The organism is Neptunicoccus cionae, assembly GCF_014643735.1.
In the GTDB taxonomy this organism is placed as follows: domain Bacteria; phylum Pseudomonadota; class Alphaproteobacteria; order Rhodobacterales; family Rhodobacteraceae; genus Amylibacter; species Amylibacter cionae.
This window is the reverse complement of record NZ_BMKA01000001.1, coordinates 77985-103869: the sequence shown is the minus strand read 5'-3', so window position 1 is coordinate 103869 and position 25885 is coordinate 77985. Positions and strand designations below refer to the sequence as shown.

General features: G+C 56.3%; 23 protein-coding genes and 1 tRNA gene. 7 read left to right on the top strand and 17 right to left on the bottom strand.

Annotated elements, in window-relative coordinates:
* Positions 1-57 precede the first annotated feature (57 nt).
* Positions 58-1449 carry an aminotransferase-like domain-containing protein gene (locus IEX10_RS00420; RefSeq protein ID WP_188669842.1) on the top strand — a complete coding sequence of 464 codons (1392 nt, stop codon included), beginning with the start codon at positions 58-60 and terminating at the stop codon, positions 1447-1449.
* A 10-nt stretch (positions 1450-1459) separates the two neighbouring features.
* Here the strand turns inward: IEX10_RS00420 and IEX10_RS00415 are convergent, their stop codons facing one another.
* The 8 genes from IEX10_RS00415 to IEX10_RS00380 all read right to left on the bottom strand — a co-directional run bounded on the left by IEX10_RS00415 (position 1460) and on the right by IEX10_RS00380 (position 9373).
* Positions 1460-1819, bottom strand: a complete 360-nt coding sequence (locus IEX10_RS00415) for an H-type lectin domain-containing protein (protein ID WP_188669840.1) — start codon at positions 1817-1819, stop codon at positions 1460-1462.
* Positions 1820-1918: 99 nt separating this feature from the next.
* Positions 1919-2308, bottom strand: coding sequence for a F0F1 ATP synthase subunit epsilon (locus IEX10_RS00410; protein ID WP_188669838.1), 390 nt, complete (start codon positions 2306-2308; stop codon positions 1919-1921).
* A gap of 67 nt (positions 2309-2375) precedes the next feature.
* Positions 2376-3800, bottom strand: coding sequence for a F0F1 ATP synthase subunit beta (gene atpD / locus IEX10_RS00405; RefSeq protein ID WP_188669836.1), 1425 nt, complete (start codon positions 3798-3800; stop codon positions 2376-2378).
* Between the two features lie 17 nt (positions 3801-3817).
* Positions 3818-4690: a F0F1 ATP synthase subunit gamma gene (locus IEX10_RS00400; RefSeq protein WP_188669834.1), complete on the bottom strand. Its 873-nt coding sequence runs from the start codon at positions 4688-4690 to the stop codon at positions 3818-3820.
* A 32-nt stretch (positions 4691-4722) separates the two neighbouring features.
* Positions 4723-6258, bottom strand: coding sequence for a F0F1 ATP synthase subunit alpha (gene atpA, locus IEX10_RS00395; protein WP_188669832.1), 1536 nt, complete (start codon positions 6256-6258; stop codon positions 4723-4725).
* Entirely contained in the window at positions 6258-6818 is a 561-nt protein-coding gene (locus tag IEX10_RS00390) for a F0F1 ATP synthase subunit delta (protein ID WP_188669830.1), read from the bottom strand. The genes atpA and IEX10_RS00390 overlap by 1 nt, the downstream gene beginning before the upstream one ends.
* A gap of 453 nt (positions 6819-7271) precedes the next feature.
* Positions 7272-8456 (bottom strand): multidrug effflux MFS transporter, encoded by a 1185-nt coding sequence (locus tag IEX10_RS00385; RefSeq protein WP_188669829.1) that lies wholly within the window; start codon positions 8454-8456, stop codon positions 7272-7274.
* 149 nt (positions 8457-8605) lie between these two features.
* Positions 8606-9373: a class I SAM-dependent methyltransferase gene (locus IEX10_RS00380; protein WP_188669827.1), complete on the bottom strand. Its 768-nt coding sequence runs from the start codon at positions 9371-9373 to the stop codon at positions 8606-8608.
* Between the two features lie 65 nt (positions 9374-9438).
* Between IEX10_RS00380 and gloB the strand changes: the two genes are divergently transcribed.
* The 4 genes from gloB to IEX10_RS00360 all read left to right on the top strand — a co-directional run bounded on the left by gloB (position 9439) and on the right by IEX10_RS00360 (position 14967).
* Complete coding sequence (gloB, locus tag IEX10_RS00375; protein WP_188669825.1) at positions 9439-10206, top strand: hydroxyacylglutathione hydrolase; 768 nt, start codon at positions 9439-9441, stop codon at positions 10204-10206.
* 28 nt (positions 10207-10234) lie between these two features.
* On the top strand, positions 10235-11011 hold the full coding sequence (locus IEX10_RS00370) for a hypothetical protein (RefSeq protein WP_188669823.1): 777 nt from the start codon (positions 10235-10237) through the stop codon (positions 11009-11011).
* A gap of 260 nt (positions 11012-11271) precedes the next feature.
* On the top strand, positions 11272-13593 hold the full coding sequence (gene clpA / locus IEX10_RS00365) for an ATP-dependent Clp protease ATP-binding subunit ClpA (protein WP_188669821.1): 2322 nt from the start codon (positions 11272-11274) through the stop codon (positions 13591-13593).
* A 138-nt stretch (positions 13594-13731) separates the two neighbouring features.
* Positions 13732-14967: an adenylate/guanylate cyclase domain-containing protein gene (locus tag IEX10_RS00360; protein WP_188669819.1), complete on the top strand. Its 1236-nt coding sequence runs from the start codon at positions 13732-13734 to the stop codon at positions 14965-14967.
* 13 nt (positions 14968-14980) lie between these two features.
* Here IEX10_RS00360 and IEX10_RS00355 read toward each other — a convergent pair whose 3' ends face one another.
* Complete coding sequence (locus IEX10_RS00355; protein ID WP_188669817.1) at positions 14981-15841, bottom strand: N-formylglutamate amidohydrolase; 861 nt, start codon at positions 15839-15841, stop codon at positions 14981-14983.
* A 129-nt stretch (positions 15842-15970) separates the two neighbouring features.
* On the opposite strand from IEX10_RS00355, the gene IEX10_RS00350 reads away from it, so the two are divergent.
* Both IEX10_RS00350 and ykgO read left to right on the top strand, forming a co-directional pair.
* Positions 15971-16045: transfer RNA gene (locus IEX10_RS00350), tRNA-Val, on the top strand.
* A gap of 71 nt (positions 16046-16116) precedes the next feature.
* Positions 16117-16242, top strand: a complete 126-nt coding sequence (gene ykgO / locus IEX10_RS00345; protein WP_072746485.1) for a type B 50S ribosomal protein L36 — start codon at positions 16117-16119, stop codon at positions 16240-16242.
* Between the two features lie 94 nt (positions 16243-16336).
* On the opposite strand, the gene IEX10_RS00340 is transcribed toward ykgO, so the two are convergent.
* The 8 genes from IEX10_RS00340 to IEX10_RS00305 all read right to left on the bottom strand — a co-directional run bounded on the left by IEX10_RS00340 (position 16337) and on the right by IEX10_RS00305 (position 25824).
* Complete coding sequence (locus IEX10_RS00340; protein ID WP_188669815.1) at positions 16337-17152, bottom strand: acyl-CoA thioesterase; 816 nt, start codon at positions 17150-17152, stop codon at positions 16337-16339.
* 123 nt (positions 17153-17275) lie between these two features.
* Complete coding sequence (locus IEX10_RS00335) at positions 17276-18502, bottom strand: phenylacetate--CoA ligase family protein (RefSeq protein ID WP_188669813.1); 1227 nt, start codon at positions 18500-18502, stop codon at positions 17276-17278.
* An 89-nt stretch (positions 18503-18591) separates the two neighbouring features.
* On the bottom strand, positions 18592-19413 hold the full coding sequence (locus IEX10_RS00330; protein ID WP_069301001.1) for an ABC transporter ATP-binding protein: 822 nt from the start codon (positions 19411-19413) through the stop codon (positions 18592-18594).
* Positions 19414-19487: 74 nt separating this feature from the next.
* The gene (locus IEX10_RS00325) at positions 19488-20774 is read right to left on the bottom strand and encodes an ABC transporter substrate-binding protein (RefSeq protein ID WP_188669811.1); all 1287 of its coding nucleotides are present in this window, start codon (positions 20772-20774) and stop codon (positions 19488-19490) included.
* 64 nt (positions 20775-20838) lie between these two features.
* Complete coding sequence (locus IEX10_RS00320) at positions 20839-21915, bottom strand: branched-chain amino acid ABC transporter permease (protein WP_188669809.1); 1077 nt, start codon at positions 21913-21915, stop codon at positions 20839-20841.
* Between the two features lie 94 nt (positions 21916-22009).
* Positions 22010-23008, bottom strand: coding sequence for a branched-chain amino acid ABC transporter permease (locus IEX10_RS00315; protein WP_188669807.1), 999 nt, complete (start codon positions 23006-23008; stop codon positions 22010-22012).
* 36 nt (positions 23009-23044) lie between these two features.
* Complete coding sequence (locus IEX10_RS00310; protein ID WP_188669805.1) at positions 23045-23854, bottom strand: ABC transporter ATP-binding protein; 810 nt, start codon at positions 23852-23854, stop codon at positions 23045-23047.
* A gap of 2 nt (positions 23855-23856) precedes the next feature.
* Entirely contained in the window at positions 23857-25824 is a 1968-nt protein-coding gene (locus tag IEX10_RS00305) for an AMP-binding protein (protein ID WP_229678379.1), read from the bottom strand.
* Positions 25825-25885: the final 61 nt, after the last annotated feature.

Here is a 25885-nt window from a genome sequence, read left to right as displayed (position 1 = left end):
GTATGGTACAATCAAGTGATACAATCACGCTTCGCATAACGCTAGGGAAACATTGTAATGGGTACAATTTGGCCACCAGACCTTGAAACCGCGACCGGAGCGAAATACCTCGCCGTGGTTCATGCCCTCCGCGAAGCGATTGCCGCCGGAGAGCTCGCGCCTGGTTGTAAACTGCCTACCGTCCGCGATCTGGCATGGGATCTGAAGATCACCCCTGGCACCGTTGCCCGCGCCTATCGCCGCGCCACGGATGACGGATTGCTGGAAGCGTCGGTGGGGCGCGGTACTTATGTGGCACAGACCCGAAACACCCAGCGCACACCGCCACCGGATTCCCTGCATCTGGGCGCAGCGGAAGAAATCATGGACCTGCGCGGCACCAAAACCCCCGATTTGGGGCAGGACGGAATCATCCGCGCCGCCCTGACCAGAATCGCCACAGAGGGCACCAATGATCTGGCGAACTACCCCGATCCGGACCGCGCCCTTGGCAGCGCCAAAGCCATCACTGCTTGGCTGGCCCACACCGGCGTACACGCTGATCCAACCGATGTAGCGATCACCTATGGGGCGCAAAATGCGATGCTGATCGCCTTACAGACAGTTCTGGCCGGCCCCGCGCCGGTGATCGTCTGTGACGAACTGGTGTTTCCGGGCCTGCGCCACGCGGCCTATATGCTGCGTGCGGGTATCGTGTCGGTCGAACGTGACGCTGAAGGCATCATTCCCGACGATCTGGAACAGGTCTGCCGCAAACACGGACCGCAGGTTCTGGTGAGCTCCTTTGCAGTCCACAGCCCCACGACGCAAACCACCAGCCTGAAGCGGCGTGTTGCCCTGTCCCGTATTGCCGCAAAATATGATCTGAAGATTATTGACGATGATGCCTTCGGGATTGCCGCCGCCGAGCTTCCCTCCATGTATGCCATCGCGCCCGAACGGGTCTGGCATATTGGGGCGTTGTCAAAATCCGTCGCCACCGGTTTGCGGATCGGCTATCTGGTCACACCTCCGGGGCAAGGGGATGCCGCGCACGCGACTGTGCTGTCCAACTGCTATGGGGTGTCCCAAGTCATCTGCGATCTGGCGGAGGAGTTGGTCACCAGCGGTCAGGCGGCGCATATCCGCGCCCTTATGCTGGAGTTCATCGAGCGCCGCGCACGAATGACGGCGAATATCCTTGGCCACTGGCATCTCGACTGGAGCCCGACCGTGCCGTTTGTCTGGCTTAACATGCCTTCGGGCTGGCGGGCTTCTGCCCTACAACGGGCCTGCGAGCAGCAAAACATCCTGATCCGCCCTGCCGATGAATTTGCCCTGTTTGACGGCAAAGCCCCGAATGCGGCAAGGATTACTTTTGGCGCGAAACTGTCCGATAGCGAGTTTGAAACTGCGCTGACAACAATCGCTTCAATCCTAGAAACGCCACCGTCCATGAACATGGCATAGAGACCGTTCTCTAGCTGCCGTAGTCGATGTCCCAGTCCTCGTCGCCCTTAACCTCTCCGATCGCCATCCATGCCGCCGAGGCCCGTGCGATGCGGGTGTCGCCCCACGTGCGTAGAACGGCGTCAAAACCGGTCTCGGTGATGTTTTCAGCCACTGTGACGGTGCGGTGGTTGGCGCCTGTGTGAAGGTCCAGCAGTTGCAGCGAAATGAACACTGCCGGCACGGTTTTGAACGGCTCTGAGAATTGAACCGGCATCCAGCGCTCGCGATCCCCCTGCCCTGACCACATCTCTCCGCCGTCTTCAAAATCCGAGAAGAGTTGCACCGAGCCTTGGTCTATTCCTGTTACTGACGAATACAGTTTTTTCATATCGCGCTTTATATCAATTTCACCGCGAAGCCTAAAACAACAAAACCCCGCGTCAAGGGCGGGGTTTAGCTATTGTTTTTGGCGACATTTTGTCAGGATTTAGATCAAATCCAGCAAAGCCCGTGTATCAGCGATACGCTTGTTCGCCATGTCCAGATCCGGGCCGGACACGTTTTTCGCTGCGGTTTCGGCTTCTTCAACCAGACCGTTAACAAAATCGGCAGTTGCTTCTGCCTTTGGCACGGCATGTTCCGCCAGTACCGATGTGGCCTTCGGGGACACTTCTACGAAACCACCAGTTACGATGTATTCGCTAACATCCGAACCCGCTTTGACCTTCAGAACGCCGGGGCGCAGGGTGGTCAGCACAGGAGAGTGATCGGCCATGGCAGTGAAGTCACCTTCGGAACCAGGGATTTGAACCTCGGATGCTTCAAGCGAGGCCAGCTTGCGTTCTGGGGAAACCAGATCGAATTGCATGGTAGCCATTTGGAACCAATCCTTTGTTTAAAGCGTCTGACCGGAGCTGTTCCGGTCAGACGGGTTTCGCGTAGCCTTAGGCAGCAGCGGCTGCCAGCTTTTCGGCTTTGGCTTTCACTTCGTCGATGCCGCCAACCATGTAGAAGGCTGCTTCTGGAAGGTGGTCGTATTCACCTGCAACAACCGCCTTGAAGGACGCGATTGTGTCTTCCAGAGGAACCTGAACACCGTCGGAACCTGTGAACACTTTGGCCACGTCGAACGGTTGCGACAGGAAGCGCTCGATCTTACGGGCACGGGCCACAGCCAGTTTGTCGTCTTCGGACAGTTCGTCCATCCCGAGGATGGCGATGATGTCTTGCAGCGATTTGTAGCGTTGCAGAACCTGCTGAACGTCAGTTGCAACCTTGTAGTGCTCTTCGCCGATGATCAGCGGATCAAGCAGACGGGATGTGGAACCCAGCGGGTCCACAGCAGGGTAGATACCCTTTTCCGAAATTGCACGGTCCAGAACGGTTGTCGCATCAAGGTGGGCAAAGGATGTCGCAGGCGCAGGGTCGGTAAGGTCATCCGCAGGCACGTAAACCGCTTGCACAGATGTAATCGAACCGGATTTCGTGGATGTAATCCGTTCCTGCATGGCACCCATGTCGGTTGCCAGTGTCGGCTGGTAGCCCACAGCGGAAGGGATACGACCCAGAAGCGCGGACACCTCGGAACCAGCTTGTGTGAAGCGGAAGATGTTGTCCACGAAGAACAGAACGTCTGCACCGGTTTCATCACGGAACTGCTCGGCCAGTGTCAGACCGGACAGGGCAACCCGCATACGCGCGCCTGGAGGCTCGTTCATTTGGCCGTAAACCAGCGCAATTTTGGATTTTTCCAGATCGTCAGGAACGATAACGCCGGATTCGATCATCTCGTGATACAGATCGTTCCCTTCGCGTGTACGCTCGCCCACACCCGCAAATACGGACAGACCGGAGTGTACTTTCGCGATGTTGTTGATCAATTCCATAATCAGAACTGTTTTACCAACACCCGCACCACCGAACAGACCAATTTTACCACCTTTTGTGTAAGGCGCCAGCAGGTCTACAACTTTGATGCCTGTTACCAGAATTTCAGAAGCAGTGGACTGCTCTGCGAATTCAGGCGCAGGTTGGTGGATCGAACGGGTTGTTTCGGTTTTCACCGGACCCTGTTCGTCCACAGGTTCGCCAACGACGTTCAGGATGCGGCCCAGAGTGGCCGTTCCAACCGGAACCATGATCGGCCCGCCGGTGTCTGTCACGTCTTGACCGCGCACCAAACCTTCGGTCGCGTCCATCGCAACAGTCCGTACAGTGTTTTCACCCAGATGCTGCGCAACTTCCAGCACCAGAGAGTTGCCGTTGTTGTCTACAGTCAGAGCGTTCAGGATCTCTGGCAGGTTGTCTGCGAACTGAACGTCAACAACCGCCCCGATCACCTGCGTAATTTTACCTACAGCATTTGCCATAATGTGTTTCTCCGTTCTTAGAGCGCTTCAGCGCCCGAGATAATCTCGATCAGTTCGTTCGTAATCGCGGCTTGGCGGCTACGGTTGTACTGAATGGTCAGTTTGTCGATCATTTCACCTGCGTTGCGCGTGGCGTTGTCCATAGCGGACATCCGCGCGCCCTGCTCTGATGCGGCGTTCTCCAACAAAGCGGCAAAAACCGATGTTGTCAGGGCACGGGGCAACAGATCGGCGAGGATGTCTTCCTTGCCGGGCTCATAATCGTAAAACGGTGCTTCAGCTTGCTCGTCTGCTTCAAACGTAGCAGGGATCAACTGCAAGGCGGTCGGGATTTGGGAAATCACCGACTGGAACTCGCTGTAGTAGATCGTCGCCACGTCGAACTCACCGGCGTTGAAACGGGCCATGACATCGTTGGCGATATCCTGGGCGTTGTTGTAACCCAGACGTTTCACCTCGGACATATCGACGTGGTCGATCATGTGTTCCGCAAACTCCCGTCTCATCTGCTCGCGGCCTTTTTTGCCGACGGTCAGAATTTTAACGGTTTTACCAGCAGCCAACAGCTTTTCAGCATCAACACGGGCAGCTTTTGCAATCGACGAGTTAAACCCACCGCACAACCCCCGTTCGGAGGTTGCAACGATCAGCAAATGCACGTCGTCCTTACCAGTGCCTGCCAGCAGCTTCGGTGCGCTCTCAGAGCCTGCCGAAGCGCCAGCCAGATTACCCATCACTACGTTCATGCGATCCGCAAATGGGCGGGCCGCTTCGGCAGCTTCTTGGGCACGTCGCAGCTTTGCAGCTGCGACCATCTGCATGGCCTTGGTGATCTTCCGAGTGCCTTTGACACTCTCGATCCGCATTTTTAGGTCTTTAAGGTTTGCCATCAAGCAAACTCCTTGTTCCTAAGGGCCAATGTTTAAGCGAAGTCTTTTGCAAAGGCTTCGACGGCGGCTTTCACTTTTTCTTCAGCGTCACCTTTGATTTTCGGGTCTTCATTCGCGATGAAGTCCAGAACATCTTTGGCAGCGCCACGCATGTGTGCCAGCAGACCCGCTTCAAAGCGGCCTACATCGCTCACGGCGATCTTGTCGAGGAAACCGTTCGTACCAGCGTACAGAACAACAACCTGCTCAGCGTTGGTCAGTGGCGAATACTGTGGCTGTTTCAGCAGCTCGGTCAAACGGGCACCACGGTTCAGCAGGGCCTGTGTGGACGCGTCCAGATCAGAGCCGAACTGCGCGAAGGCAGCCATTTCACGATACTGGGCCAGTTCCAGTTTGATCGAACCCGCAACAGATTTCATCGCGTTTGTTTGTGCGGACGAACCAACACGGGAAACGGACAGACCTGTGTTCAGCGCAGGACGGATGCCTTGGTAGAACAGTTCGGTTTCAAGGAAGATCTGACCGTCGGTGATGGAGATCACGTTCGTCGGAATAAACGCAGAAACGTCGCCGCCTTGGGTTTCGATCACTGGCAGAGCAGTCAAAGAGCCGGAACCGTTTTCTTCGTTCATCTTCGCAGAGCGTTCCAGCAAGCGAGAGTGCAGGTAGAAAACGTCACCCGGGTAAGCTTCACGCCCTGGTGGACGACGCAGAAGCAGGGACATCTGACGATAGGCCACAGCTTGTTTTGTAAGGTCATCATAAATCATCAGACCGTGCATGCCGTTTTCACGGAAGTATTCACCCATGGAAGTCGCGGCATAAGGTGCGAGGAACTGCATAGGTGCAGGGTCGGACGCAGTCGCAGCAACAACGATGGAGTATTCAATCGCGCCTGTTTCTTCCAGCTTTTTCACCAGCTGGGCAACAGTGGAACGCTTTTGACCGATCGCAACGTAGATACAGAACAGTTTGTCTGAATCGTCTTTGGCAGCGTCGTTGTAGGACTTCTGGTTCAGCATGGTATCAAGCGCGATGGCTGTTTTACCTGTCTGACGGTCCCCAATGATCAGCTCGCGCTGGCCACGGCCAACAGGGATCAGAGCGTCAACGGATTTCAGACCAGTCAACATCGGCTCGTGAACCGATTTACGCGGGATAATGCCCGGCGCTTTGACTTCGGCTTGTGCGCGGCGGGATGCGTTGATCGGACCTTTGCCGTCAATCGGGTTACCCAGACCGTCTACAACGCGGCCCAGCAGTTCGGGGCCAACCGGAACGTCCACGATAGAGTTCGTCCGCTTAACAACGTCGCCCTCTTTAATGTCGCGGTCGGAACCAAAGATAACAACACCCACGTTGTCGCTCTCAAGGTTCAGCGCCATCCCGCGGATACCGCCGGGGAATTCAACCATCTCACCAGCCTGAACATTGTCCAGCCCGTGTACACGCGCGATACCATCACCCACGGACAGAACACGGCCAACTTCGGCCACTTCGGCTTCTTCGCCAAAGCTCTTGATCTGGTCCTTGAGGATCGCAGAGATTTCTGCAGCTTGGATACCCATTATCCGACCTCTTTCATTGCATTTTGAAGATTGGAGAGCTTGGATTTGATCGACGAGTCAATCATCTTCGAGCCCACTTTAACGATCAAACCGCCGATGAGACTTTCATCCACGGTTACATTTACATTCACATCCTTGCCCACAGACGCTTTCAGCGTCTTGGTCAGTTTTTCTTCCTGTGCTTTGGTCAGCTTTTTGGCAGCTGTTACCTCTGCGCTGACTTCGCCTTTTTCGTCGGCGATCATACCTTTTACGGTATCAATCAACGCGGGCAGCACGAACAGGCGGCGCTTTTGCGCCATCAGGCCGAGCGTATTCGCAACCGTTGAAGTCAGTTTCATTTTCTTGCCAATGGCGGCAACCGCAGCGGCCATCTCGTCACGTGTATAGACGGGGTTGGAGATCAGCTCGACAAAATCGGTGCTTTCCTCCAACGCTGCTGTCAACGTATCAAGATCTTTTTCCAAAGCGGGGAGTTCATTGGCCTCTTTTGCCAGCTCAAAGACAGCAGTGGCATAGCGCACAGCGATCCCTGACGATATCGAACCTTTGTCAGACACGAAAACCCTTCCGATTTTGTCTTGCCACCGCTCATCGGCGACATCAGATTTGCACAAGTCAGAGGCAAGCGAATGCCTGCCTCTTCAAATCAGCGCGGTGATAGCAAAGGTATCTCCGTCGCGCAACTAAGCATTACGCGGCGGCTTGCAGGGAATATATAATAAGTTCAGCAACTTAACAAAAAACGCGACAATCTGCGCCCGATTAGGCGCATTTTTTTGGCCCTGAAATGTCGATTCCGGATGAAATCAGTCGCAATTTTGTCGAATCCCGACGCGGGGAGGAATGGAATACTGTTTTTGTACCGTCACGCGGCCTATCAGATAAACAGGGCCGCTTAACATGGGACCGGCTCCATTAATGTCAAACCGGCGGAATCACGCGGGGCGACCCATTGCAAGGCCGCCCCGTGTCATTTGGCAGAGCTACCTGCCTGTTCGTTCCAGTCGAACTTAGGATGCAGCAGGCAGGGTTTGCGGGCGGATCATAGAACTGCTCACGCCCAGCGCCAGCACGCCACAGACCGCGATCGCCGCAATCATTGGCAGCGCTGTGCCGTCAAAGAACGGCCCGACCAGCGTGACCATCAGGCCCCCGATCATCATCTGCAACATCCCCCCAAGCGAGGACGCCAGCCCCGCAATATCGCCGTGCTCTTCCAGCGCGAGCACCATCGTCGTTGGAATCACCAAACCAAGGAACCCGTTTGCACAGAACAGCACACCTACCATTACATAAAGGTTCACCAGACCAGCCAGCCCCATCGCCAGCAGGAACAGAGTGCTCGCAGCGAATCCCAAAACTGCCAGACGCACCACCCGCACCATGCCCAAACGCTCTCCAATCGGGGCCGCCATCTGGGAGGCACCAAAGAAGCCGACAGCATTGATAGCGAAGGCGATGCTGAAACCGATAGGCGACAGACCGAATTCGCCGGTGTAAACGAAAGACCCGCTGGCGATGAAGACAAAGAACGAGGCCATGCCAAAGGCCCCCACCAGCGTCAGCGCCATAAAGCTGCGATCTGTCAGCAGGATTTTGCAGCCGCGCAGCAGATTGGCGGCATTAACCTTCACACGATGATCTTGCGGCAGGGTTTCAGGCAGGGCAAACCGCGCCATAAGAAGGCTTGCACCGGCCGTCACCACAAAGACCGCAAACATCGCGCGCCATTCGGTCAACAACAGCAGCAGGCTTCCTGCCAGTGGCGCCAGCATGGGCGACACGCTGATCACCAGCATAATCATCGCCATCAACCGCGTGCCGTCATTGCCGGTGTATAGATCGCGCACAATCGCACGGGGCAGTACCATGACAACCGCCGCGCCCAGCCCCTGCACAAAGCGGAACGCCGTCAGCCAACCGATCGTCGGCGCCCAGATACACCCGATAGAACCGAGCACAAAGATCGCCAACCCGACATAGATCGGCACCTTGCGCCCCACCTGATCGGACCAAGGCCCGTAAACCAGTTGCGACAGGCCAAAGGCCAGAAAGAAGGCGGTGATCGTGCCCTGAACCGCCGCGACCGAGGCATTCAGATCCTGTGCAATTAGCGGCAGGGCGGGCAGATACATATCAATTGCAAAAGGGCCGACGGCTGACATCAGGCCGAGTATAAGTGCGATGCGAAACATTGTTTTATCCATAAACTGTGTGGGTGGCTTCTACCTAACGGTGCAGCCCCGCGCTTGCCAAGGCGCAAAGACAACCCTGCGGCGGCCTACTGACCTGTCCTGTCAGCAGCACTGCCCGTTTCGCCCGCTAAACGGCGATCACGGGTCAGTTACACCAGCGTATCGCGTCCGCGCACGGGCTTGCCTACCGGTTTAGCAATACCCTCCAACGCCTCTAACGGACGGCGCACGGCCTCCCCTAATCCGGGGCGGGTCGGGGCATGCACCTGTTTGGTCACTTCGATCATGACTGCCCCTGCCGGCAGAACCCATGACAGCCTGCTGCCAAAACGCTCAAACACCTGCGCAGAGCGCACCAGTGATGCGCGGTGGCTGGGGAGCGGGAACAGAGCCGAAACCTGTCGCCTTGGAACAAAGCCGTGTTTGCGCAACTGGGATTCAAGCTGGCTAAAGCTGTAGGGCCGTCCAAAGCCAAAGGGCGTCTGGTCCCGCCGCGCCCAAAGGCCCGAACGGTTCGGCACCACAAACAGCGCCCGTCCACCAGGGCCAAGAACACGCCAGATCTCGTCCAGCAGGTCTGCCTGCCGTTCGCAGGTTTCCAAGCCGTGCAGCACAATCAGCCGGTCGATGACCCCCGTGCCCATCGGCCACTGGGTTTCTTCAATCATCACCGAATGGTTCGGCATACCGTCGGGCCAGGGCATTACCCCCTGCTGTCCGGGCATCAGGTTTAATACGCGCCGACTGTCTGCCAGAAACGGGCGCAGCATCGGACCTGCAAAACCAAAGCCTGCCAAGGTCTGCCCTTTGGTGTTGGGCCAAAGCTCCACGATGCGTTCGCGCAGCGCACGCTGGGCAATGCGCCCCAATTTGGTGCGGTAATAGAAGGAATGAAGATCGACCACATCCAAGTGCATTGCATCACCTTGCAAGTTCGGCCAGACTAAACCGAAAGTTAAACCCAAAAGAGGAACACAACACTATGCCCCTAGAGATCATTACAGTTCCTTGTTTGTCAGACAACTACGCCTTTGTCCTGCGCGAAACCGAAAGCGATCAGGTTGCAGTTGTAGATGTTCCCGAAGCGCAACCTATTCTGGATGTTCTAAAGGAAAAGGGATGGTCGCTGGATCATATCCTGCTGACGCACCACCACGACGATCATATCATGGGCGTAGAGGAGTTGCGCAAGGAAACCGGCGCCTCTGTTTCCGGTGGCGCACCGGATGCCTACCGCCTGCCCCCGCTTGATACGCAACTGTCGGATGGCGACACATTCCAACTGGGCGCGGAAACCTGCCGCGTGATTGATGTGTCGGGCCACACACTTGGCCATATCGCGTTTATTTTTGACGAGGCCCTCGCCGCCTTTACCGCAGACAGTCTGATGGCTTGGGGTTGCGGGCGGGTGTTTGAAGGCACGATGGATCAGCAGTGGAACACCTTGCAGAAGTTTCACACCCTGCCCCGCGCCATGACGATCTATTCGGGGCATGAATACACCACCAGCAACGGCAAATTCGCCCTGACGATCGAACCGGACAACGAAAGCTACCTCGCCCGCATGAAAGCCACTGAAGACGCCCGCGCCAAAGGAGAGCCGACCGTGCCATCCAATCTGGGGCTGGAACTGGCAACAAACCCGTTCCTGCGCGCCAATCACCCCAAGGTGAAGGCGGCACTTGGCATGGAAGACGCCAGCGACGCCGAGGTATTCGCCGAAATCCGCAGCCGCAAAGACAACTTCTAAAAGTTGCATTAGTAAAGAGACGATAGATTTGGCCCTTAAAGACTGGTTTGAACCAAAAGACGCCCACCCTGCCCCGCGCTCCGGTCCGGTGCGGGTGGGTTGGCTGCTGAACGAGCAACGCTCCGGTGTGGTTTATTATCCCCCCGAACGCATCCGCTCTGCCGAGGTGAACCGCAACCATGCGAAATCTGCCTCCCGTTGCCCTGCCATCATCAATATGGAGAGCCGCTACTTTATGATCCGCGCCCCCTACGACCTGCACCTGCGGTTTGTTAGGGACGACAAGGGCAAACCGGGCCTGCGTAATATGAACGGCGATGCCAGTCCGGTGCGCGGCAATGTTCTGTCCAAGAAATTGCATCTGACGGCGGAACACGAATGGCGTTATGCAGACCGGCCCACTGTGCAAATCTCTCTGCCCTACACGTTTATTGCTGATGAACCGGTCTTTATGACCCAGCTTTCAGCATTCATGCACTACACCAAGACACCGCTGCCGGGCACCATCTTTGGCGGCCGCTTTGCGATTAACAACTGGCCCCGCCCCCTGATGTGGGCGTTTGAATGGCATGACACCGCGCAAGACCTGATCCTGAAACGGGGCCAGCCGTGGTTCTATGTGCAGTTTGAAACCTATCCGCAGGACCGGTCTGTGTCAGTGGTAGAGGCACAAATGACGCCGGAACTGGAAGGCTTCATTGACCATACCTCTGCGGCAGTGAATTATGTAAACCAGTCGTTCTCTCTGTTCAAAGACGCTGAACGGGTGCGACCGGAGACCTTGCTGGTGCCTGTCAAACGCTAAGGCGGCACCAAATCACAAGGGTGCTCACAGCAGCGTGTAGCTGCTTTGCCCTTGAAACCGGACCGGATCGGAACCATTTTCGTCTGGTCCCGTAGAAATGCCTAGAGCGAAGCCAGAACGCGGCGGAAAAGACTCTCTTGGCATATTTTTACGGTTAATTTTCGAAAAAACCCTTGAAGGTTTCTTAAACTCGCCGAAGTTTAAACTATGGGGTTAACCAGCGTTTTCGGGGAACGCTGCAAAAATGAAAGTCCAGATCTATGCCATCTTTTTCGAGCAGCCTAGAAAACGCAATTCACGCAGCCTTGGGGCACGCCAATGATCGCAAGCACGAGCTTGCAACACTGGAACACCTTCTGCTGTCACTGATCGATGAAACCGATGCAGCGCAGGTGATGCGCGCGTGTGAGGTCGATCTCGAAGGATTGCGCAGCACCCTCATCCAGTTTCTCGATACAGAACTGGACAGTCTGGTGTCTGAAATCGACGGGTCCGAAGCCGCGCCTACCACCGCTTTCCAGCGGGTGATTCAGCGTGCCGCGATCCATGTACAATCCTCGGGACGCAGTGAAGTCACCGGCGCCAATGTGCTGGTTGCCATCTTCGCCGAACGGGAAAGCCATGCGGCCTATTTCCTGCAAGAACAGGACATGACCCGCTACGATGCTGTGAACTTCATCTCTCATGGTGTTGCCAAAGACCCGAGCTTTACCGACACCCGCCCCTTGAACGGTTCTGAAGACATCGAAGATCTGAACTTTGAATCGGATGAGGGCAGCAAGGAAGAAACCGCGCTGCAAAAATATTGCGTGGACCTGAACGCGAAAGCTGCCGCAGGGGATATTGATCCGCTGATCGGGCGCGACCACGAAGTAGAGCGCTGCATTCAGGTGCTTTGCCGCCGCCGTAAGAACAACCCGATTCTTGTGGGTGATCCCGGTGTGGGCAAAACCGCCATAGCTGAAGGGCTCGCCAATAAAATCATCAAGGGCGAAACCCCTGAAATCCTGTCCGGTGCCACGATCTACTCTCTTGATATGGGCGCATTGCTAGCCGGTACCCGCTATCGCGGGGATTTTGAGGAACGCCTGAAGGCGGTGATGACCGAAATGGAAGAGCACGAAGATGCGGTTCTGTTCATCGACGAAATCCACACCGTAATCGGTGCCGGTGCCACATCTGGCGGCGCAATGGATGCCTCCAACCTGCTGAAGCCGGCGCTTCAGGGGGGGAAACTGCGCTGCATGGGGTCCACCACCTATAAGGAATACCGCCAGCACTTTGAAAAGGACCGCGCCCTGTCGCGCCGGTTCCAGAAGATCGACGTGAATGAACCCTCTGTCGAAGATGCGGTTAAGATCCTTCAAGGGCTGACGCCTCATTTCGAAGAACACCACCAGATCACCTACACCCCCGAAGCAATCCGCACTGCGGTAGAGCTTTCGGCGCGCTACATCCATGACCGCAAGCTGCCAGACAAAGCGATCGACGTGATCGACGAGGCCGGTGCCCACCAGCACATCATCCCCGAGGATAAGCGTACGACCAAGATCGACGTGTCCCAGATCGAGGAAGTCGTAGCAAAAATTGCCCGCATTCCGCCGAAAACCGTCTCCAAAGACGATGCCGAAGTGCTGCGCGATCTAGATGCAAGCCTGAAGCGCGTTGTGTTTGGCCAGAACCCCGCAATCGAGGCGCTGACCTCTGCGATCAAACTGTCCCGTGCCGGTTTGCGCGAACCGGAAAAGCCCATCGGCAACTATCTGTTCGCCGGACCGACGGGTGTGGGTAAAACCGAGGTGGCCAAACAGCTGGCAGATACACTGGGTGTGGAACTGCTGCGCTTTGATATGTCCGAATACATGGAAAAACACGCGATCTCCCGTTTGATCGGTGCGCCTCCGGGGTATGTCGGGTTTGATCAGGGCGGTCTGCTGACAGACGGCGTGGATAAGACCCCCCACTGTGTGCTGCTGCTGGACGAGGTGGAGAAAGCCCACCCCGATGTATTCAACATCCTGTTGCAGGTGATGGACCACGGCAAGCTGACAGATCACAACGGCCGCACAACGGATTTCCGCAACGTGGTGTTGATCATGACATCGAACGCCGGCGCTGCCGATGCTGCGAAAGAATCAATTGGCTTTGGCCGTGGTCGACGCGAAGGGGAAGACACCGCCGCGATTGAAAAACTGTTCACACCGGAATTCCGCAACCGTCTGGATGCGATCATTTCCTTTGCACCGCTTGGTAAGAAAACCATCTCCAAAGTTGTGGACAAATTCATCCTGCAACTGGAAGCCCAGCTTATGGACCGTAACGTGGTGTTCGAACTGACACCGGCGGCCTCTGCGTGGCTTGGCGAAAAAGGCTATGACGACAAAATGGGTGCGCGGCCTCTGGCCCGTGTGATTCAGGAACACGTCAAAAAGCCGCTGGCCGAGGAACTGCTGTTTGGTAAACTGACCAAAGGCGGGCTGGTGAAAGTTTCCGTTAAGGACGGCAAACTGGAATTGAAGATGGAGCCACCGGAAAAACGGCGTATCCCCAAATCCAAGCCACCTTTGTTGACGGCAGATTGATCCAGCGGGAAATTTCCGTGAAAACGCTGTGAAATTCCCACTGTTACCAGCTTTCTAGCAAAATTCGCTTGTGTACTAATTACCCTTACGTCACCATGACGTGAGGGTTTTTTTATTCAAAAGATTAATGGTGACGAAGTGGGCGATCTTTTAAAATCGCGCCTGCTTGGCTGGATCTCCTATGGCACGGAGAAATTCGAAGGACCGGCAAAGCGGCGGATTGTCATGACCAACATTCTTGTGATGTTGATCACCGCGCTTGCCGTGCCTCATGCAATCCTCTTTGCCCTTTACGATGCAGAGGCCTTGTGGATTCCGATTTGCCTGACCATGTTCTGCGCAATCGCCTTCCAGCTGACCCCCCTTCTGCATGCGTCCAATCCTTATGCAGGGGGGCTTTATAATCTGACACTCTGGCTGGCGTTTGCCACGACGATTGCGTGGATGTTTTCTGCCCGCTCCGGAGCGCATTTTTACTTGCTGGCAGGCGCAACGACGGCGATTGCCATCTTTGGCATCCGGCAAAACCCGCTTTCGATCCTTTCGATCCTGCTCGGGCTGGCCTGCTTCATCATCGCAGATCGCAATTTTGACCAGCCTGCCCCGTTCATCGTCGTCTCGGACGGGTTCCTTGATGTGTTTTACTACCTCTCGATCCCCACCGCGATGCTGTTCATATTTTGCATGGTGTTTTACGGCTTCAAACAGGCCAGCCTTGCCGAGGAAGCTCTGCAAAAGGAATACGAATACTCCGAGGCCCTGCTCGCCAACATGCTGCCTGGCCCGATTGCAGCGCAGCTCAAGCGCAATCCGGGCCGCACCATTGCGGACAGCCACGAAGAAGCAACGATCCTGTTTGCAGATATTGTCGGGTTTACCCCCCGTGCCAGCCACCAAAGCCCCGACATGCTGGTGAAATTCCTCAACCAGCTTTTCACCCGCTTTGACGAATTGGCCAACCGCCACGGGCTGGAAAAGATCAAAACGCTGGGCGATGCGTTTATGGTTGCAGGGGGGATGCCTGAACCCCAACCTGATCACGCCGAACGGGTGGCACGCATGGCGCTTGATATGGTCGCTGAAACCAACAAATTCGCCGAGGAGATGGGCGAAACAATCGAATTGCGCATCGGCATTCATACCGGCCCTGTCGTGGCGGGCGTAATCGGTACCAAGAAACCGTTCTATGATGTCTGGGGCGATACCGTGAACACAGCCGCGCGGCTGGAAACCTTTGGCACCAATGGCAAAATTCAAGTCACGGCGGAAACAAAGGCTATTCTGGGGTCCCAGTTCAACTTTGAAGAACGGGGCAAAGTCAGCATCAAAGGCAAAGGCGATCTGGATCTGTGGTATCTCGAAGGGGCGCGCTAGACGCGCGCCATGGCTATTCCGCCGCCATCTGCATCGGCCAGTCGGTCAACTGACAAATCTGTGCGGCAACTCTGCCCAGACTTCTGCGCACATCATCAAACCGGTCACTTTTGGTCACTGTTTTCTCGTCCAGATACAGGGAGCGGTCAATTTCAATCTGCACACAATGCTGTCCCGAACTCGGCCGCCCGTAGGCCTGCGCAATATAGGCCCCCGCAAAGGGCGTGTTCCGCGCCACACGGAATCCTTCCTGTTTCAGAAAGCTCTCAATCTCTTCGACAAAGGCGTTGTCACAGGACGAACCGAACCGGTCCCCAAGCACGATATCCGGCGCGCGACCGAACATTCCAGATACATTGGCCACTGCTTCATGGGGCATCGAATGACAGTCCACCAGCAGCACCTGCCCAAAGGCCGCACGGGCGGTCTGCAGCAGATCGCCAAGCTGGTCATGATAAGGCGTGTAGTACCGCTCCAGCCGCGCCTCAGCCTCGTTGATGCTGATCTTACCACTGATCAGGGCGCGCCCTTCGGACACCACACGGGGAATCACCCCCAGCCCTGATGCAACGCGGGGATTCCCTTTAAAGGCACGAACGCCCTCAATCACGGCGGAATCCAGTTCGTCGATGCCACGATTCAAATCCACATAGGCCCGCGGCGCCGAGGCGCACAGCAGGGGCGCGCCGAAATCGGTCACTGCCCCGAAGAGTTCATCCACGAAGGCATCTTCCGAACTTCGAATCGCAACCGAATCCAAAACCGATTCCTGTAAAAACGCCGCCGGATAGTCCCGCCCGCTGTGCGGAGAGGAAAAAACCGCCCCGCAGGTGATGGTTTCGGGCAGGTGCAAATGGTATTCTACAGGGGTCATGGCGGTCTCTCTTGTCATCAACTGATACCATTGCGCGATTAGAGATGCAAAACCTCTTGAACCCATCCCCGAACCCGCATATAGACCGCGAACACGAATTTCTGTCAGGTTCGACAGATGCTTGGATTCGGGCGTATAGCTCAGCGGGAGAGCACTTCGTTGACATCGAAGGGGTCACTGGTTCAATCCCAGTTACGCCCACCATTCCCCTCTCGGGTCTGGTATAACTGAAACAATAAGGCGCCTCCCCGCGCGCCGCGAAAAAGGAGAAGGCCATGAAGGTCAAAAACTCGCTCCGCTCGCTCAAAGCGCGCCACCGGGATTGCCGTGTGGTTCGTCGTAAGGGCCGCGTATATGTGATCAACAAAACCCAGCGTCGCTTTAAAGCACGCCAAGGTTAAGTTTCCGACATATGGTATTCAAAAGGCCGCAGCACCCGCTGCGGCCTTTTGCTTTTGTAGGCTGTGATGAATGCAGCGCCCCCGTCGTGAGCGGCTACTGGCGGTACCACACCAGTTGTGTCCCCGTGGCAAGCACCTTGCCATCCGTAGACCAAAGCTGCATCTGCTGGTCGTGGAAATTCCCCTGAAACCGCATCGCATCCGCCACCCCGAGAACCGGCGCACTGCCCTGTGCCGCGATATCCGCGCGATTCGCCAGAAAGTGGGTGGTGATAGATACCGACCCCATCGGCTGCATTGTGCCGCGCACGTGAAGAAGACGCAGGAAGAAACTGTCCGCAAGGGCTGCCAACGACAAATAATCCATAGGCCGTGGCGGGTTATCCCCGACCCAGACTTCCGTCCGCGACGCACCAAATTGCTCTTTCGGTTTTCCGGTCCAATCCGGCCCGCCGGACACAAACCCAAAACGGTAGCGCTCCAGCCATTTCAGCGGTCCGCGCCCGTCCCGCATTCCGGCAGCCTCTGCCGGAGGCACATCCGGCATCGTCACAGGCTGATAGGCAAAGGTATCCCCGCGATGTCCGCAGACCACAGTTGCGGCGGCACAGATGTTCCCGTCCTGCACCAGTTCAAGGGTCCAGTGCTGGGTATATTTTCCGGTCCGGCACAGCTTGGACACAACCTCGAACCCGCCTGTTCCCATCGCGGACAGCAGGTTGATGGTCATGGACACCGGATCACTCTGACAGCGATCATCGCTCAGCACCGCATTCAGCACGGTCGCGGTTGTGGCCCCGCCGAAAGAGCCGACCATATTGGCATAATCCGGTGCAGGTGCACCGCGCCAGACACCGGTATCTGTGGCTGTCAGAGCAGTGGCGAGGTCAAAGGGGTGGGTATCCGGCATGGCAGCGTCCATCTGTTGGGCAAGCGGGTCATTCCCCGCCTGCAACGTTTCTCAGATCGCTATAGCAATGCCGCGCGCGCCGGACAATTCGGACACCACGTCACCCGGACGGGCGGTCAGGTGTCAGTCATAGCTGCGCTGGTCGTCGATCACCTTGCCGTCGTTTGGCAGGCTTCCAGATGCTTGCAACTCCACGCGACCGCGCAGTTTTAGCACATCGCGCACTGAGGCTTCAATCTGCTCCACGTTCGCACCGTTCGCAGCCTCGCACAGCACTGTCATGCTGTCCGCCTCACCGTCACGGGTCACGACAACGCGGGCCTTGGACACTTCACCATGCCGCGCCACCAGATCGGCCACCTGTTCAGGGCGCACAAACATACCTTTGATCTTCGCCGTCTGGTCCGCACGCCCCATCCAGCCCTTGATGCGCATGTTGGTGCGCCCGCAAGGGGACTGCCCCGCCAGAACCGCGCTCATGTCGCCCGTGGCAAAACGGATCAGCGGATAATCAGGGTTGAGCGTGGTCACAACAACCTCGCCCACCTCCCCTTCAGACACAGGGTTGCCCGTGCCCGGCGTGACAATCTCTACAATCACACCCTCATCCACGATCATCCCCTCCATCGCCGGAGTTTCATAGGCGATAGAGCCCAGATCAGCGGTGCCATAGCCTTGCAGACAGGCAATCCCACGATCGGCATATTCGGCCCGCAAGCTCGGGAACAACGCCCCGCCGCCCACGACAGCTTTCTTCAACTGCCCCAGTTCAACGCCCATTTCAGCCGCCTTATCAAGGATCACCTTCAGATAGTCTGGCGTACCGGTATAGGCCGTCACCCCAAGCGCCGCTGCCGCCTGAACCTGCAATTCGGTCTGACCCGTTCCTGCTGGCAGAACCGTTGCCCCAACAGCCGCCGCGCCGTTTTCAAACATCATACCCGCAGGGGTCAGGTGATAGGAAAAACAGTTCTGCACCACATCATTCTTGCCAACACCGGCTGCGAACAGTCCGCGCCCCATGCGCCACCAGTCACGCCCGCGCATCCCCGGTTCATAGATCGGACCGGGCGATTGAAACACATGGTCAAACCCCGCAACCCCGTGCGCAGCATACCCACCAAAGGGCGGTGTCGATTTCTGTGCTGCCACCAAATCGGATTTGCGCAAAACCGGCAGTTTCGCCAACGCGGCCAAATCCACCACCTGCGCCGCATCCACATCCGCCAGCGCTGCACCATAGCCTTTGGCGTTGGCTTGCGCCTGTGCGATCTGGCGCGGCAGGGCCTTGGCCAGATCCGCTGCCCGCTGTTCTGCGTTGCGTGTTTCCAACTCGTCGTAAAATGCCATCAGACTGCTCTCTTCCACCCCGCGACCCATCGGGTGCGGCTTCAATGTTCCTAAAATACTCAATCCCCGTTACGCCAAAGCGCGCCGGATCAGCTCAGCCAACGTTTGCGGCGGCGGTAACTACGCACATCGCGGAAGGACTTACGCCCGTCATCCGACATGCCGAGATAGAATTCTTTCACATCCGGATTTTCGCGCAACTCGGCGGCAGGACCGTCCATCACCACACGGCCGCTCTCTAGTATGTAACCGTAATGAGCAAAGCGCAGGGCGACGTTGGTGTTCTGCTCTGCCAGCAGGAACGACACGCCCTCTTGCTCGTTCAGGCTTTTTACAATGCCGAAAATCTCTTCCACCAGCTGGGGCGCCAACCCCATCGACGGCTCGTCCAGCAACACAGTTTCAGGCTTGGACATCAACGCACGGCCAATAGCAACCATTTGCTGCTCCCCGCCCGAGGTATAGCCCGCCTGCGACTTGCGCCGTTCCTTGAGACGCGGGAAATAGGTGTAGACCAGATCCAGATCCTGCGCGAGCTGGGCACGGGAGATGTTGCGGGTATAGCTGCCAGTCAGAAGGTTTTCCTCAACGGTCAGATGCTCGAAACAATGCCGCCCTTCCATCACCTGAATAACCCCGCGTCGCACCAGTTCGGCGGGCGACAGGTCGGCTACAGGATCGTCGCGGTACAGGATCGACCCTTTGGTCACTTCACCGCGTTCCGAATGCAGAAGATTGGAAATCGCCTTAAGCGTCGTGGTCTTACCCGCACCATTCCCACCAAGCAGCGCTGTAATCCCGCCTTTGGGCACAGAGAGGCTCACCCCTTTCAGAACGAGAATAACGTGATTGTAGATCACTTCGATGTTGTTGACCTCTAACAGGGTCTCGGTTTTGCCAGCGTCCAGCATCGTTCACTTCCAAGCTTTTACATTTGGGTTCACCGGGCGGGACACTCCGCCCGGTGATTGTTTGAAACCGCGCCTTAGTTGCAGCGGGATTCGATGTTGTTTTCCTTAGCGTAGGCTTCGGAATCTTCTTTGATCAGCGCATCGATCACTTCCGCATCTGTTGGTTTGAAGTCCGAAATGAGCGACCAGGTTTTCGCAGAGGCATCCCACTGGGCAACACCCACAAGGCCGTCACCGCCGTGGTTTTCACAGGTCACTTTGAACTCGGGGCCAAAACCGCCCAGACCAAGGCTTTCCATCCGCGCTTCGGTGATTTCGAGACCTTCCATCGCATCGCGCAGATCGCCCGCTGTGATGTCGGATTTGCCGGTCGCAGCCTGCGCATCCTTGATCGCTTCAACAGCAAGCATCGCTGCGTAGAGACCACGGTTGTACAGAACCGAACCAACATTGTCGCCGGAACCCGCAGCCTTGCCCGCATCAACCACATGTTTCTTGATGTCGTCGTAAACAGGGAAGTCGCTGCCAACACCGTGGAATGTTACAGCTTTATACCCGTTTGCAGCCTCGCCAGCAGGCAGAACGTCATGCTCCGCGCCGGACCACCAGATACCAATGAAGTTTTCCATCGGGAAACGCACGTTTGCGGCTTCCTGAATCGCAACCTGGTTCATCACGCCCCAACCCCACATCAGAACATAGTCGGGTTTTTCGCGGCGGATTTGCAGCCACTGGGATTTCTGCTCCTGACCGGGGTGGTCAACGGGCAGCAGGGTCAGTTTAAAGCCGTGCTTCTTGCCCAGTTCTTCCAGTGTGCGGATCGGCTCCTTGCCGAAAGCGGAATTGTGATAAACCAGCGCGATGGTCTTGCCGCTGATGTCATCATTGTTGGTTTCCAGCAGGTAGTTAACCATGCCGGACGCGCCGTCCCAATAGTTCGCAGGATAGTTGAACACGTGGCTGAACACATCGCCGTTTTTGGCAGATGTCCGGCCATAGCCCAATGTGTGAACCGGAATGTCATCCGCAGTGGCTTTCGGGATCAACTGATAGGTGATGCCAGTGGACAGCGGTTCGTAAACCAGTGCGCCTTCGCCTTTTGTGGCTTCATAGCACTCCACACCTTTTTCGGTGTTATAGCCGGTTTCGCACTCGGTGACCTTGATCATCTCGCCGCCGACACCGCCGTCGCGCTCGTTGAGCAGTGTCAGGTAATCCGCGTAACCATCAGCGAATGGGATACCACCAGCCGCATAAGGTCCGGTGCGGTAGCTCAGCGATGGGACCACCAGATCCGCCATCACCGGCGCCGCAGTAATGACAGCCGCCACGGCTGCTGCTGCGAGTTTCGTAAACTTCATGTGTTCTATCCTCCCAAGGTTTTGACACAGTATGCACACCCAAAAGGGCGCAATTAATTTGGCCCTAGTGCGGGAAAGGCCAAAGTCTCAGTTTTTCTTTGGCCAGACGCCATAGTTGCGCCAGACCATGCGGTTCCAGAATAAGGAACACGATGATCAGCCCGCCCACGATAACAAATTCGAAATGCGCCGCCAGATCGGTGGCCCAGCCCAACTGCCCTACCATCACGTTTTTCAGCAGCACCGGCATCAGCACCATAAAGGCAGCCCCTGCAAATGATCCAAAGATGGACCCGAGCCCGCCGATGATGACCATAAACAGGATGATAAAGGATTTCCCGATCCCAAACGCCTCACCCACTTCTACAGCACCAAGGTAAAGCACAAAGAACATCGCGCCACTTATACCCACGTAGAAAGAGCTGATGGCAAAGGCCGACAGCTTGGCAGTCATCGGGTTCACGCCAATAATCTCGGCAGCGATATCCATATCACGGATCGCCATCCACTTGCGCCCCAATGACCCACGGGTCAGGTTCCGCGCAATAACCGCCAGCAGCACCACAATAACCAGCGCCACCAGATAAACTGCCCAAGCCTGCGTTTCAGCACCCGTCACCGCGTATCCGAAAACAGTGCGCTCCGGCGCGTTGATCTGGCCCGACGCGGAATAGTTGTAGAACCAAGGCACCTTGTTAAACAGCCAGACCAGAAAGAACTGCGCCGCCAGTGTGGCCACCGCCAGATAGAACCCTTTGATCCGAAGGCTTGGTAGACCGAACAGAATGCCCACCGCCGCAGTCACAAAACCGGACAGCAGGATCACCGAGAAAATATCCATCCCCGGAAAAGAGGTCATGAACTTGTAGCAGGCATAAGCCCCCACCGCCATGAAACCGCCGCTGCCAAGGCTGACTTGCCCGCAATAGCCGGTAAGAATGTTCAGCCCGATCGCCGCTACCGAATAGATCAGAAACGGCAGAACAACCGCGTTCAGCCAGTAATCATTGATGATGAACGGCACCACCAGAAAGGCGAAGGCCAGAACAACCCAATACCGATACCGGTCGAACTTGATCGGGAACGTCTGGCTGTCGTCCGCGTAAGACGTCTTGAAATCACCCGCTTCACGATAAAACATCAGCGCTGCCCCTTTTGAATTCTGCGACCATGGGTCTTCTTCTGGTTAAAAATATCCCCGCCGGAGGCTCCGGCATTTGCGAAAAGCTGCATCGTCACACCCTTTCGATGATTTTGTCGCCAAACAGACCCTGCGGTCTGAAGACAAGGAAGACGAGCGCGAGCATATAAGCGAACCAGTTCTCGGTTGCGCCGCCAAGGAAGGGCGCGCCAATGAGGAATTCAAACATCTTTTCCCCCACACCGATGATCAGACCACCGACAATCGCTCCGGGGATGGAGGTGAACCCGCCCAGCATCAGCACCGGCAGTGCCTTCAGTGCAATCAGCGACAGAGAGAACTGCACACCGGATTTGGAGCCCCACATGATCCCCGCAACCAGTGCGATGAAACCGGCGATGGACCAGACCACGACCCAGATGAACCGCAGGGAAATGCCAACAGACAAAGCCGCTTGGTGATCATCCGCCACAGCCCGCAACGCGCGGCCGGTTTTAGTGTATTGGGAAAACAGCACCAGCGACAGAACCAGAAGCCCTGCAAACACCGCGGCCACAATGTCCAGACTGTCGAGATAGAAGCCGTAGAAATCGTCACCGCCCAGAAAGGCAGTGCTTTCCTCGATCCACAAATTGCCGCCTTGGGGAATACCCACATCCAGCTTCTTGATCTCGGAGCCCCACATCAGATCGCCGAAACCCTCCATGAAATAGGCCAGCCCGATGGTCGCCATAAATAGGATAATATCGGGCTGGTTCACAAGATGGCGCAGGATGTATCGCTCCACCACAATGGCGAGGATCACCATCACACCCGCTGTCAGGAGGATTGCCAGCAGGGCCGGAAGATGCCAGCCGAAATGGTGAACTTGCGTCCCAAAGATCGAGTTGATCAGATGGGCGAAAGGCACCTGTCCATCTTGCAAGCCCACAAGCGTCAAGGCCGCAAACAGCGCCATAACCCCTTGGGCGTAATTGAAAATACCGGATGATTTAAAGATCAGCACAAACCCGAGCGCCACCAGCGAATAGAGCACGCCTGTCATCAGCCCGTTAAGGAAAACTTCCATCCCGTAGTAAAAACCGGCGCTCATTGGATAGTCTCCACTTTGTCTGTCATTATCGCGAAATCAGTCATGGGCCACCCCCAGATAGGCATCAATCACGTCCTGATTGTTGCGCACTTCATCGGGCGAGCCGTCGCCGATTTTCTTGCCGTAATCCATCACCACCACGCGGTCGGCGATGTCCATCACCACGCCCATATCGTGTTCGATCAGGGCGATTGTGGTGCCAAATTCATCGTTCACATCCAGAATAAAGCGGCTCATGTCCTCTTTTTCCTCGACGTTCATGCCGGCCATCGGTTCGTCCAGCAGCAGCAGCTTGGGTTCGGCGGCCAACGCACGTCCGAGCTCCACCCGCTTTTGCAAACCATAGGGCAGACGACCAACAGGCGTTTTGCGGATCGTCTGGATTTCCAGAAAGTCGATCACCTTCTCAACCACTTCGCGGTTTTCGGTTTCTTCCTTTTCCGCCGGTCCCCACCACATCGCCTGCTTCAGGATGCCCGTGTTCATATGGGTCAGCCGTCCGGTCATGATGTTATCAAGCGTGGACATGCCGCTGAACAAAGCGATGTTTTGAAACGTCCGCGCGATGCCTTGCTTGGCGATCTGGTGCGGCTTCATCGGCCCGCGTTTCTTGCCGTGGAACCAAACCTCGCCCTCTTGTGGGTGATAAAAACCGTTCATCACGTTCAACATGGACGATTTTCCCGCCCCGTTCGGGCCGATGATCGCGCGGATCTCGCCTTCGCGGATATCAAACGAGATATCGGTAATCGCCTTCACGCCGCCAAAACGCAGGGTGATGTTCTTCATTTCCATGACCTGACCACCAATGGTGCGGCCGTCGGGTGTTTGGTATGTCTCTGCCATAGTCATTCCGCTGCTATCCTTTGCGCAGCCGTTGGGAACACTTTTGCATCCCGCAGTTCCAGCGTTGCCTTGATGGAGCCTTTGCGCCCGTCTTCATATGTCACTTCGGTCTCGGTGGAGATTTTCTCCGACCCGTCATAAAGCGCGTCGATGATGTCCTTGAACTTCTCTTCAATGATCCGGCGGCGCACTTTCTGAGTGCGGGTCAATTCACCGTCATCGGCATCCAGTTGCTTGTGCAGGATACAGAAGCGGTGGATCTGACAGCCCGACAACATTTCGTCTTCGGCAACGGATTTATTCACCGCCTCAACGTGTTCCTGCACCGTAGAGAGAACCTGCGGATGGCCTGCCAGTTCCTGATAGGACGAATAGGCGATGTTGTTGCGTTCCGCCCAGTTGCCCACCGACGACAGGTCGATGTTGATGAAAGCACAGCATTTTTCCCGCTCGTTCCCGAAGACCACCGCTTCGAGAATATTAGGATAGAACTTCAGTTTGTTCTCGACATATTTCGGCGCGAACATCTTGCCATCGGCCATTTTACCCACGTCTTTGGCGCGGTCGATGATCCGAAGATGGCCGCTGTCTTTTTCGATAAAGCCCGCATCGCCCGTGGCCACCCAGCCCTCGGCGTCTTTGGTGTCGGCGGTGCTCTCGGGGTTTTTGTAATATTCCACAAAGGCACCGGGGGAGCGGTAGAAGACCTCTCCCGTGTCAGAGATTTTCAGCTCCACACCCGGTGCAGGCACACCAACTGTATCGGCGCGGACCTCTCCGTCGGGTTGTACGGTGACAAAAACCGACGCTTCTGTCTGGCCGTAAAGCTGTTTCAGGTTGATGCCGAGCGAGCGGTAGAAATCGAAAATCTCCGGCCCGATCGCTTCCCCTGCAGTGTATCCAACCCGCGTACGGCTTAGGCCGAGCGTGTTTTTCAGCGGGCCATACACCAGTATATTGCCCAGCGCATATTTCATCCGCTCCCCGAAGGTGACGGGCTTACCGTCCAGCAGTTTCGGGCCGACTTCCTTTGCAAAATCCATGTATTTCTTGAACATGCGCTGCTTCATTGGTGACGCATCTTCCATGCGGATCATCACATTGGTCAGCAGCCCTTCAAAGTAACGGGGCGGCGCAAAGAAATAGGTCGGGCCGATTTCCCGCAGGTCCGCCTGCATGGTATCAGGGCTTTCGGGACAGGCCACACAAAAGCCGGTCCAATAACCCTGCCCCACCGTAAAGATGAAATCCCCGACCCAAGCCATCGGCAGATAGGCCAGCACCCGATCATCCACGCGCAGGTTGTCAAACTCGGACACGGCCTGACCGGATTTTACGATATTGCGGTTGGACAGCACCACGCCTTTGGGTCGTCCGGTGGTGCCAGAGGTGTAAAGCATCACACAAGTTGTATCAAAATCCTGAACTGCCAGACGGGCGTCCAGTTCGGCTTGCAGACCGCTTGCACGGCCCTTGGCCTGAACTTCCTTATAGTCGTGCAACTTGCTACGATCATATTTGCGCATCCCGCGTGGATCGAGATAGATCACCTGTTCCAGCATGTTCAGGCCTTCCTGAACTTCTAGCACCTTATCCACCTGCTCCTGATCTTCAGCGATCACAAAACGGGCGGAACAATGGTCCAGCACAAAGGCCATCTCCTCGGCCACAGCATCCCGATAAAGCGGCACAGGCACAGCGCCACAGGACTGGATCGCGACCATTGCCCAGTAAAAATAGGGTCGGTTGCGCCCGATGATAGCAACGTGATCTCCTTGGTTCAGCCCCATATCCAGCAGGCCCAGCGCCAAAGCGTTGATTTCCTCGGAAACCTGTTTCCAGTTCCAGCTTTGCCAGATACCGAATTCTTTTTCGCGGTAGGCCGGTTTGTCGCCGTAGACAGACGCATTCCGCGCCAGCAGGCGCGGAATCGTATTGAGCTCACCTGTCGGTGTTGGTCCAGATGTCACAGAATATCCTCCCAGTTGCCCGTTCCACGGTTTCCCAAACGTGGAGAGCGTGTGCGCAGGG